The organism is Butyricicoccus sp. (assembly GCF_977037065.1).
The window spans coordinates 79,269-90,759 of sequence record NZ_CDRQNY010000006.1; the positions used below are offsets into that span (position 1 = coordinate 79,269).

General features: G+C 55.2%; 11 protein-coding genes. 5 read left to right on the top strand and 6 right to left on the bottom strand.

What is annotated here, in order from left to right; all coding sequences use genetic code 11:
- Positions 1-403: 403 nt before the first annotated feature.
- The 5 genes from ACWVX6_RS04035 to ACWVX6_RS04055 form a co-directional block, all read right to left on the bottom strand.
- Positions 404-754, bottom strand: a complete 351-nt coding sequence (locus ACWVX6_RS04035) for an arsenate reductase family protein (protein ID WP_118729629.1) — start codon at positions 752-754, stop codon at positions 404-406.
- 17 nt (positions 755-771) lie between these two features.
- Positions 772-1,611: a hypothetical protein gene (locus tag ACWVX6_RS04040; RefSeq protein WP_455152414.1), complete on the bottom strand. Its 840-nt coding sequence runs from the start codon at positions 1,609-1,611 to the stop codon at positions 772-774.
- Positions 1,612-1,955: 344 nt separating this feature from the next.
- Entirely contained in the window at positions 1,956-3,182 is a 1,227-nt protein-coding gene (locus ACWVX6_RS04045) for a cation:proton antiporter (RefSeq protein WP_118361131.1), read from the bottom strand.
- Positions 3,183-3,348: 166 nt separating this feature from the next.
- A complete protein-coding gene (locus ACWVX6_RS04050) occupies positions 3,349-3,513 on the bottom strand; it encodes a hypothetical protein (RefSeq protein ID WP_455152415.1) in 165 nt (54 codons plus the stop codon).
- A gap of 1,052 nt (positions 3,514-4,565) precedes the next feature.
- The gene (locus ACWVX6_RS04055; protein ID WP_110435960.1) at positions 4,566-4,736 is read right to left on the bottom strand and encodes a DUF362 domain-containing protein; all 171 of its coding nucleotides are present in this window, start codon (positions 4,734-4,736) and stop codon (positions 4,566-4,568) included.
- A gap of 317 nt (positions 4,737-5,053) precedes the next feature.
- On the opposite strand from ACWVX6_RS04055, the gene ACWVX6_RS04060 reads away from it, so the two are divergent.
- The 5 genes from ACWVX6_RS04060 to ACWVX6_RS04080 all read left to right on the top strand — a co-directional run bounded on the left by ACWVX6_RS04060 (position 5,054) and on the right by ACWVX6_RS04080 (position 10,360).
- A complete protein-coding gene (locus ACWVX6_RS04060; RefSeq protein ID WP_118361133.1) occupies positions 5,054-5,509 on the top strand; it encodes a CtsR family transcriptional regulator in 456 nt (151 codons plus the stop codon).
- Positions 5,510-5,568: 59 nt separating this feature from the next.
- Complete coding sequence (locus tag ACWVX6_RS04065; RefSeq protein WP_116705280.1) at positions 5,569-6,114, top strand: UvrB/UvrC motif-containing protein; 546 nt, start codon at positions 5,569-5,571, stop codon at positions 6,112-6,114.
- A complete protein-coding gene (locus ACWVX6_RS04070; RefSeq protein WP_455152416.1) occupies positions 6,111-7,112 on the top strand; it encodes an ATP--guanido phosphotransferase in 1,002 nt (333 codons plus the stop codon). Before ACWVX6_RS04065 ends, ACWVX6_RS04070 begins: the two co-directional genes overlap by 4 nt.
- 138 nt (positions 7,113-7,250) lie before the next feature.
- Entirely contained in the window at positions 7,251-9,746 is a 2,496-nt protein-coding gene (locus tag ACWVX6_RS04075; protein ID WP_455152417.1) for an ATP-dependent Clp protease ATP-binding subunit, read from the top strand.
- 203 nt (positions 9,747-9,949) lie between these two features.
- Positions 9,950-10,360, top strand: a complete 411-nt coding sequence (locus tag ACWVX6_RS04080; protein WP_118481154.1) for a hypothetical protein — start codon at positions 9,950-9,952, stop codon at positions 10,358-10,360.
- A 180-nt stretch (positions 10,361-10,540) separates the two neighbouring features.
- On the opposite strand, the gene ACWVX6_RS04085 is transcribed toward ACWVX6_RS04080, so the two are convergent.
- On the bottom strand, positions 10,541-11,491 hold a 951-nt coding region (locus ACWVX6_RS04085), incomplete at its 5' end, for an electron transfer flavoprotein subunit alpha/FixB family protein (RefSeq protein ID WP_455152418.1).

An 11,491-nucleotide genomic window follows, 5' to 3' on the forward strand; every position in this document is an offset into this window, starting at 1 on the left:
CCCTTGGTAGCCTACCTTGGGTGCAGATGGTAGACTGCGTAAGCAGGAAAACGAGTACGGCAGAGGATTTTTTCTTCCGCGTTGTATCCACATATTCGCATTTCGCTTACCGTACTGCTACACAGGTCGGCTACTCTACGCAGGCGCGGCACAAGGTGAATTGCCCGAAGTGCAAGAGAAGGTACTCTGAAGTATGACAGTGCCGCGCAACTCGTTGGTTTGTGCAGATTATCCATTTCCTGCGGGTATAATCACTGCTCGGTGTTAAATCTCTCCACTCTTAATTCTCCATTTTCAATTCTCAATTTCCAACTCCTCACTCCTAACTCTCCACTCTTAACTCTTAACTCATATTGCCAACAAAAAAACAGCCGAACCACAAGGGTTCGTCTGTTTTTGTGCCTTATTTCAGCTTTTCTTCCCACTCTTTTACCTTAAAACCCGGAAGAGCAAAGTCCTCGCCGATGAGCAGCGGGCGCTTGACCAGCATGCCGTCGGTCGCGAGCAGCGCATACTGCTCGTCCTCGGTCATGGCCGGCAGCTTATCCTTGAGCCCCAGCGCCTTATACTGCAGGCCGCTCGTATTAAAGAACCGCTTAAGCGGCAGACCGCTCTTTTCGTGCCACGCACGCAGCTCCTGCTCGGTCGGATTGTCCTGCTTGATATCACGCTCGTCAAACGCCACGCCGCGCTCCTGCAGCCACGCCTTCGCCTTCTGGCAGGTCGAGCACTTGGGATAGCATACAAACAGCATTTCGTTGTCCTCCTCTGTTAATCCTCGGCTGCCGTCTGCGCCACGTCCGAGCGGCACAGGCAGAACAGCTCAGCAGCCAACATAACGCACGCTGCTGCAGCCAGAATGCCGCGCAGCACCATTTTGATCGACCACATGGACGGGATGCCCATCAGCATAGCCAGACCGTAGCCGCCGATATCCGACACCGACATGGTGACCGCCACTGCGGTAAAGAACGCCAGCATAGCCGGAGCCGGCTTGCCAAACAGCAGACGCGCCAGTTCATAAAACGCCAGCACAATCATCACATCGGCAACCAGTCCAAAGCCAAACGACGCCAGCTTCGGATCGGTGCAGGTCATGCGGTAGTTGACCAGCAGATGCAGGCAGCTCCAGAACAGCGGTACGAGCGTCATTGCAGCGCTCTTTTCCGTCATCTGTACGCCCTGTGCCTTGGCCAGACCGATCATGCAGCCGCCAGTCAGCACGCCCATGATTGCGTAGACGATCTCCAGAATACGCGCCCATGCAGCCACGTCCTGCTCTGCTGTGGTGATGGTCAGATACAGGTAACCCAGACTGCCCGCCGCTACAATCAGTCCCGCAACGACAGCCGCCATGCGGAACAGCGTCTCTTTCGTGCCGAGCAGCTGCTCAAACGGCACCTTATTGCGCGTCTTAAGCGGCAGCGCCAGCACAGCATATACAATTGCACTGATAGCGAACAGCGCGATTACGGACCAGATCCATTTATCGCCTGCCGTCGGCAAGCCGGTGCTTACGTCAAAACCGTTCAGCAGGTGCAGCGCGCGCAGCGCAATCCCCGGAACACACAGCACGACTGCCAGAATCGGCAGGAGCTTCGTTGCTTTCATGTTGTTTCCTCCATTAAGAGATAGTATTAAACGTTACTATTATAGCATACTTGCCGCAAGGCTTCAATATCGCAAGAGCGAATATGCCGACGATAACATGCAGCGCGGGGGACCTCATCCCGCCGTATATAAACGGAGGCACTCAGCTGCAACGGCGGGATGAGGTCAGAAGGTGAATTGCGGCGAAGCCGCGCCTCATCAGTACACAAAATTTATTCGCAAATCGCTCTCGTTCAATTATGCGGCGCCTTAACAAATACAAAAATAACGTCCTGCGCACAATACAGGACGTTATTTTTCTTCGGATGGAGCATTTTCCATTCTCCATCCTCAATTTTCATTTTTTAGTGCTGGCTTACCTTGGGCATCTGCACCTTTTCCTGTGCATTGAACTCCGTGTTTGCCGGAGTCTGCTTGCTCATGCCGAGCTTGAGCAGAATCGGTGTTACCAGCGTAGTAACGATAACGACCAGTACGATCGGCGGGAACATGTGCGGGTCAATCAGACCGGCCTGCTCGCCCTTCTGTGCTACGATCAGCGCAACCTCACCGCGAGATACCATGCCCAGACCGATGGAGAATGCATCATAGGTCTGGAAGCCCATGACGCGGGCACCGAGACCACAGCCGATGATCTTGGTCAGGATTGCAACGATGGTCAGTACCACTGCGAAGATCGCCATGGTGCTGGTCAGACCTTCCAGGTTGGTCTTAATACCGATGGAAGCGAAGAACAGCGGAGAGAACAGCATGTAGCCGAGCACGTTGGTCTTGCTTGCAACATAGTCACGCGCAGAGGACAGACGGCACATTACGATGCCTGCGAAGTATGCACCGGTAATGTCCGCAATACCGAAGTAACGCTCCGCAACGTAACTCATCAGGAACGCAAATGCAACCGCATAGATCGCGATACGGCGATGACGATGCCACTTCTCCTCCATCTTGAGGAATACGCGGTACATAACGATACCAACAACCAGCACAAAACCGAAGAACGCAACGATGCGGCCGAGCACCAGAACCGGCTTTACAGTCGGATCGGTCAGTGCGGTCAGGACGGTCAGAACGACGATGCCGAGGATATCGTCGATTACAGCCGCGCCGAGGATTGCCGTACCGACTTTACTTTTCAGCTTGCCCATCTCACGCAGGGTCTCGACGGTGATCGAAACCGAGGTAGCGGTCAGAACGACACCGATGAAAGCAGCCTTCAGCATGTTCATCGGGTCGGTCGGATCATTGTCGAACGCCAGATAGCATGCAACACCACCGATCAGCGGCACGATAACACCGATCAGCGCAATAACGAAGGATGCAAAACCGGTGGTTTTCAGCTCGTCCAGATCAGTATCCATACCTGCGTTAAACATCAGGATGATTACACCGATCTCAGCGGCCTTTACCAGAAAATCGGTCTCGCCTACCCAGCCGAGGCAGCTCGGGCCAACCAACACACCGGCAATCAGTGCACCGACAACCTGCGGCATATGCACGCGCTCCGAAGTAAGGCCGAATACCTTTGTGAACAACATGATGATCGCAATCGTCAACAGAAAGTCATATGACATTGTTCCCACCCTTTCTTAATGTGATAACCTTTTGCATAGAATATTATACTCTTTTTCGCGCAAAGAACCAGCTAAGATTTCAATTTTTGCTCCGTGATTTTGAACGAAATTACCAAACAGCGCATTCGATCTCTGTGCACTCTGCCAGTTTCGCTATTTTCTGACATTATCCAGCAAATCCTTCCGAAATCGCCTGTTCCTCCTCATCAGCCGCGTGCGTGCGCGCGCCCATGCGGCTGCGGAATGCGGCGCGGCAGAACGAACCGACCACGAAAATCCGCAGCGGATACGCCAGCAGAAAGCCTAACTCGTCTAACTTGGTTTTGAACATTGTTTTTTCTTCCCCGTCTATGCCGCAAGGAAAAAAAGAACGCCTTGCGAGCATAAGCTTGCAAGGCATTGAAATTTCAACTTTTTCCATTATATCATATTGTGTGGAAATTTCAAGTGTTTTTTCTTCGCCTATTCCTATTATATATAGTCGCCGCTTGAGAAGCGAACGAAATGTGCGCTGACGCCGCGCGGGCGCACAAGAGGGTAGACACCTGCGGTTTCCACCCTCTTGTGTATCTCCCCTTTCCCTTAGAGGGTCTGGCGCAGACCAGAGACCGGCGACCGCTCCGAAATGGGGGAACGGCAGTCGGGTTACCGTTGCGTGTCTTTCGTGAAATATTCGTAGTCCACAGATAGATTACTGCTACACAGGTGGTTTACTCTACGCAGGCGCGGCATGACCGTGCCGCGCAATTCGTAAGCGCGTTATGATAGACAGCACCTACGAGGATAAATTGTACCAAACGTCTAAATTCGTAGGTGCCGTGCGGTACAACGTGCCAAAGTGTTGCGCGGCACTGCTATGCCGCGCTCTGCGCAGAGTAGCCCCTATGTGTAGCAGTACGCTGTCTGTGAACTGCGAATAGGTTGCAAAACAAACGCTGCGGTAACCCGACTGCCGTTCCCCTCTTTCGGAGCGGTCGCCGGTCTCTGGTCTGCGCCAGACTATCTAATAAGGGAAAGGCAGGAGTTCAAAGAGGAAGGAAAACCGCAGGTTGTCCTTCCTTTTTGCCCACCGCCGTGGGTACGGCATCGTCCCCGCGGCGGGCGCCGCGACGCTCCCGCCGTCCGCAGACGGCGAATCCCCCGCTGAATCTCAACGAAAAACTCTCCGCCCGTTAGGGACGAACACGCTGACGCAGTTCGTGCACCCCGGCTTTCCGGTGCAGAAAAGGAGCCGCCCGTTAGGAGCGAACACACTTACGCAGTTCGCGTCCCCCAGCCATTCGGTGCCAAGAATGCGCGACCGCTCTGCTGTTTTAGGCAAAAGTAAAAACCCCATTCCGAACGGAACAGGGTTTTGTACTTCGCTTTATATGTGTTCAGGAATTAGCCCTGAGAGATAGCGCCTACCGGGCAGGAACCTGCGCAGGTACCGCAATCTACACATGCGTCAGCGTTGATCTCGTACTTGCCGTCGCCCTCAGCGATAGCGCCAACCGGGCACTCGCCAGCGCAAGAGCCGCACATAATGCAGCCGCCACCGATAACATATGCCATTGGTATTGCACCTCCAAATGTATTTTACAATTATCATTTTACCACAAGATTTAAAAAAAGCAACAAAAACAAGTGGTTAGTCTTTGGTAACTTTTATCATAGTACACAATTTGGGTCAGTTTATGAAAAACCGAGAAAAATCGTGATTCAAAGCGATATAACGAGAAAACCAATGGTTAGCCTTATCTACCTCTCTTTAATGGTCAGAAATGGTCAAATTTTTCTCTTGATTTTGGACGCCTCCGGATATACAATATAGACAATGATCAGGGAAGGTCAGATGAGTGAGTACCTTCCCCGGAAGGAAGTGAAACACCATGAAAATGTCCGATGTGATCGCCGACTTCATCGGTGAGATGCTGTCAGACGGCGGCGGCGTTGCTGAGCTGCAGCGCAAAAGCCTTGCTGACCGGTTTTCGTGCGTACCGAGTCAAATCAATTATGTGATAGAGACCCGCTTCACACCGGAGCATGGTTATCTGGTTGAGAGCCAGCGCGGCGGCGGCGGTTTCATCCGCATTATCCGTCTGCTGGATGACAAGCAGCGCACGCTGCTCGAAGCGGCACGCGGTATCGGCGGACGGCTGAGCCAGAACGACGCGGCGCGTCTGACACGCGCACTCGTTTCCGCTGAGCTGCTTACCCAGCGCGAAGGTCAGCTGCTGCTGTCCGCCTGCTCGGACGGTGCGCTGGCGGAGGTTGATAAGACCGACCGCGACAGACTGCGTTCCGCGATTTTCCGATGCGCAGTCATGGGCGTTGCAACAACGTGATGCCCTTTTCTCCGTAAACACTACATTATATATAATCTCTCAGAGAGGAGTTTTGACTTATGAAATGCGAAAAATGCGGCAAGAATGAAGCTACCATGTATTATAAGGAAACCGTAAACGGTGTCACCCGTGAGATGCACCTGTGTCCGGAATGTGCACAGAAGGAAAACCTCGGCGGTGCGTTTGAAAACGCATTTCAGTCGATGAACCACTTCTGGAGCGATCCGTTCCATTCGTTCCTCGGCGGCGGCTTTGGCAGCCTGTGGAATGACATGCTGGGCGAAGCGGCTCCGACCGCTACCATGCTCGGCACCGAGCGCAAGTGCCCGACCTGCGGCATGACCGAAAGCGAGCTGCGCCGCACCGGCCGCGTCGGCTGCCCGGACTGCTACGCCACGTTTGCGGATATTCTCAATCCGTATGTACAGAAGATTCACGGTGCAACGCGTCATATCGGCACGGCACCGGCGGCGCCCGAACAGCCCAAGGCTGACCCGGTGGCTGACCTCAAGGCACAGCTGAAAGCGGCAGTTGAAAGCGAAGATTACGAGCGCGCAGCAAGCCTGCGCGATGAGATCCGCAGAATGGAGGGTGAACAGAAATGAGTATGTTTGAGATTCACGGCGGCTTTACCGGTCTGGCAGCGTCCAGCCGCGTACGCCTGGCACGAAATATCAAGGGTTATCCGTTCCGTCTGACCGAACAGCAGCACAGTGAAATTGCTGACAAGGTATTCGCTGCACTGAAAGAAAACCCGACCATCGGTCCGGAGTTTGACAAGAAGCAGATCATCCCCCGTTCGACTGAAGCCTCTCAGCTGGTCGAGGAACACCTCATCTCCCCTGAGCTGGCGCAGAACGGCGGTTGGCTGATTGTCTCCAAGGACAGCGGCGTGTCCATCATGGTCGGCGAGGAAGATCATCTGCGTTTGCAGGTCATCGGCACCGGCCTTTGCCCGAAGGAATGTCTCGAAACCGCAAATCGTGTAGCTTCGCTCATCGAAGCGGCGCTGCCGTTCGCGTATGACGAGCGCCTCGGCTACCTGACCGCCTGCCCGACTAATATCGGCACCGGTCTCCGCGCCTCCATCATGCTGCATCTGCCGATGCTGACCGCCACCGAGCAGATGGACCGCATCATTGGCTACGCGGGCAGCCGCGGCTGTGCCGTTCGCGGCACCTACGGCGAAGGCTCGCAGGCGGTCGGCGGATTCTATCAGGTGTCCAATCAGGTTACTCTCGGTGCGTCTGCCGCAGAGCTGACCGACAAGCTGGTAGAAACGGCAACCACCATCATCGACGCAGAGAAGAAAGCGCGCGAGCAGATACGCAGCCAGAATGAACCCGCACTACGCGACCGCATTTACCGCGCAGCAGGCACAATGAAGAGCGCCTACCTCATCGACACGAGCGAAGCCGTACAGTGCATTTCCGATGTGCTGATCGGTCTGCAGATGGGTTTCCTGTCCGGCATGGACGCGCAGAAGCTGTACGCACTGGAGGAGCACATCCGTCCGGCAATGCTGACCGGCGCACCGCAGGACCGCGATAAGAAGCGCGCGGAAATCCTGCGTGAAGCGACAAAGCCTATTCAGTTCAACTAATCACCTGTCCCGCAGTGGGCGCACAGTGTGCGCCCACTCCAACCACGATGCTGAAATCCGGACGCACACTGTGCGCCCCTGCGAGGACGTTTGACCCCTAAATCAAGCTATTTTCCTACTCTGAAAGGAGTGTTATTTATGTTCTATCAAAACCGTTTTACCGAGCGTGCCCGTCAGGCACTGACGCTTGCACAGGAAGCGGCCGCTTCGTTCGGTCACAGCTACATTGGCTCGGAGCACTTGCTGCTCGGCCTGCTGCGTGAAGGCGGCGGCCCGGCCGCCAAGGCACTCACTGCCGCAGGCGTGACCGACGAAGCTCTCGTTCATCAGATCGAGGAGCTGTCCGGCCGCGGCACCCCGGATTCCACTGCGCCGCAGGGCATGACGCCGCGCACCAAGCGCATTGTAGAGCTGTCCGTACAGTCCGCGAACGAGATGGGCACCGGCTATGTCGGCACCGAACATCTGCTGCTCGGCATCCTGCGCGAAGGCCAGAATGTGGCTCTGACCGCGCTTGCTAATCTGAAGATCACCCCGCAAATCCTTGTCGAGAAGCTGAATGAAGCGCTCGGCGGCGTACAGGACAGCGTTTCCGGCGAGCCTGGCACTGCTGCAAACGGCGGCGCTGACAGCAAGGACGCGCTCAGCCAGTTTGGCCGCGACCTGACAGCCGCTGCCAAGGAGGGCAAGCTGGACCCGGTTATCGGCCGCTCCAAGGAGATTCAGCGTGTCATCCAGATTCTGTCCCGCCGCACCAAGAACAACCCGGCGCTGATCGGTGATCCGGGTGTCGGCAAGACCGCCGTTGTCGAGGGTCTGGCCCAGAAGATTGTTTCCGGCGACGTACCGGAGACCCTGAAGGGCAAGCGCCTGATCTCGCTCGACCTGACCGGCATGATCGCGGGCACCAAGTACCGCGGCGAGTTCGAGGAGCGCATCAAGAAGGTCATTGAAGAGCTGACCGCCAAGAAGGACACCATCCTGTTCATCGATGAGATGCATATGCTGATGGGTGCCGGTGCGGCTGAGGGTGCAGCGGATGCTGCGAATATCCTGAAGCCGGCACTGAGCCGCGGCGAGGTACAGGTCATCGGCGCAACCACGCTTGACGAGTACCGCAAGAATATTGAGAAGGATGCCGCTCTGGAGCGTCGTTTCCAGCCTGTTCAGATCAACGAGCCGTCCGCCGAGGATGCCGTTGAGATTTTGAAGGGTCTGCGCGACAAGTACGAAGCACATCACCGCATCAAGATTCCGGACGAGGCTATTGAAGCCGCTGTCAAGCTGTCTGTCCGCTATGTAACCGGCCGTTACCTGCCGGATAAGGCAATCGACGTAATTGATGAGGCCTGCTCCCGCGTTCGCCTGTCCAGCCTGACCACTCCGCCGGATTTGAAGCAGCTCGAGGACGAAATCGCCGCCGTTGCTGCAAAGAAGGAAGAGGCCGTCAAGGGTCAGGACTTTGAGAACGCTGCCAAGCTGCGTGACGAGGAGAAGTCCAAGCGCGAAGCGATGGAGGCCCGCAAGAAGGAGTGGGCTGACCAGCAGACCAAGTCGCACGGTGCTGTCACCGAGGACGACATTGCAGCCGTTATCTCCGGCTGGACCGGTGTTCCGGTTGCTCAGCTGACCGAGGACGAGGGACAGCGTCTGCTGCACCTCGAGGATACGCTGCATCAGCGTGTCATCGGTCAGAGCGAGGCTGTAACCGCCGTTGCTAAGGCCATCCGCCGCAGCCGTGTCGGCCTGCGCGACCCGAAGCGCCCGATCGGTTCATTCCTGTTCCTCGGCCCTACCGGTGTCGGCAAGACCGAGCTGAGCAAGGCACTGGCTGAGGCCATGTTCGGCGATGAAAATGCGCTGATCCGCATTGATATGTCCGAATATATGGAGAAGCACGCTGTTTCGCGTATGATCGGTTCGCCCCCGGGATACGTTGGCTACGATGAGGGCGGTCAGCTGTCCGAGAAGGTTCGCCGTCATCCGTACTCGGTTGTCCTGTTCGATGAGATCGAGAAGGCGCACCCGGATGTATTCAACATCCTGCTGCAGATTCTTGAAGATGGTATCCTGACCGACGGTCAGGGCCGCCATGTAGACTTCAAGAATACCATCATCATCATGACCTCCAACATCGGCGCACAGAAGATCACCGGCAGCGGCCGCAAGTCGCTTGGCTTTGCGGACGGCAAGCCGGAGGACGCTGCAGAGCGCACCTTTGAGCAGATCAAGGCCGACGTTATGGCGGAACTCAAGACCGCGGTTCGTCCGGAGTTCCTCAACCGTATCGACGACATCATCGTGTTCAACCGTCTGAATGAGGACGAGATTGCACAGATTGCCGACGGCATGCTCCGCAAGGTTGCTGCCCGCATGCAGGATATGGAGATCACCATGGATTGGACCGAGGCTGCCAAGAAGCACCTTGCCAAGGCTGGTTTTGATCCGGTTTACGGTGCCCGCCCGCTGCGCCGCGCTGTTACCAACGAGGTCGAGGATCTTGTTGCTGAGGAATCCCTTGAGGGCAAGATCAAGAAAGGCGACAGCGTAACGCTCGATGCCGCCGACGACAAGCTGGTGCTGACGCATAAGGATGCAAAGACTCCCGCAGAAACTGAAAATAAGGACGAATAATCCTTATCTGGATAGCGAAAGAGGTACGATTCGTGAGAATCGTACCTCTTTGGGTTTTGCGTCTTTTTGGTCTGTGCACAGAATTGAGAATGAAAAATGGAGAATGGAAGCACCCGTAATTCGCAACCAATCGAAATCTATTCTTCCAAATCGGACCGATTTTATAGTATAATGAACATATACAAGACAAGGGCGGTGATACCATGCTGAAACCACGAATCAAAGCACTTTTCGTCCTGCTGTTCGCCACCATTGTGATTATGACCGTTGCAGTCAAAAACACGCCGCCGGTTTCGGAATATATGCGGACCGGAATCCGGCTGTCTGACCTGTCAGACCTCGAACGCACTGAATTTATGGCGTCAAAAGGTGCAGCTGTGCCGCATAACTACAAAACCTCTGTCGGTTTTCAAGAGCTAACAACCGATCTTGTCACTCGATACGAAGAAAATCCGTACAAAATATTAACCGGTACTTATGGCAGCCTTTCTACAAACCTCTACGCCGAGGAAGTCCGCAAAATCGTAAACGATTACTATGGTATTTATCACGTCGAATATTATTTCGACCATTATCCCGAATATCCGCCGTATTCTCCGGATAATGAAACCTAAAGCGGCACAAAAAAGCCTCTGTCCATCGGACAGAGGCTTTTTCTATTCGAATTGATGCTCAATCGAAGCAGTATTTTGACAAGCAAGAGCAAGCAGGCCGAGGAAAGCGGCGAGGCCGCGTACAACAGTACGCAGCGAGCCGTTTGACGACGGGATGCGCCGCTATCGCGCAGTCAAAAATTACTTAGACTCCTTAGCAGCCTTGATTGCGTCGATCATCATCGGAACAACCTTGAACAGGTCGCCGCAGATGCCGTAGTCAGCTACGTCGAAGATCGGAGCGGAATCAGACTTGTTAACTGCTACGATGCACTCGGAATCCTGCATGCCAGCCTTATGCTGGATAGCACCGGAAATACCCAGAGCAACGTACAGCTTCGGATGTACGGTCTTGCCGGTCTGACCAACCTGGTGGTCAGCAGACAGCCAGCCGGAGTCGATAGCAGCACGGGAACCGCCAACAACGCCGCCGAACAGGCCAGCCAGCTCTTCAGCCAGCTTGATGCCGGTCTCAACGTCCTTGGAGATACCACGGCCTACAGATACAACTACCTCAGCGCCGGTCAGGTCAACCAGCTCCTTAGCTTCCTTAACGACCTCGAGAACCTTGGTCTTGATGTCAGCCTCGGACAGCTCGAAAGCTACCGGCTCAACAACTACTGCGTTAGCCTTAGCCTCGTTGTACTCGCCCTTCTTCAGTACACCCGGACGAACGGTAGCCATCTGCGGACGGAAGCGCGGGCAGATAATGGTAGCCATCAGGTGACCGCCGAATGCCGGACGGGTCATCTTCAGGTTGCGGTCCTCGCGGTTCAGAGCATCGATCTGAGCCTGCGGCAGAGTGGAAGCCTCCTGCAGGAATGCAGCGTACTTCTCTACGTCTACGTCGAGGTGGGTGCAGTCTGCGGTCAGACCGGTGTGCAGACGAGCTGCACAGCGCGGGCCGAGGTCACGGCCAATGTTGGTAGCGGCGATCAGCAGGATCTCCGGCTTCTTAGCCATAACGGTGTCGCACAGAACCTTTGCGTATGCATCGGTGGTGTAGGTCTCGAGCAGGTCGCTCTCGCAAACCAGAACCTTGTCAGCGCCGTAAGCGCCCAGTTCCTTTGCCATCTTCTCGCCTACGCCCTT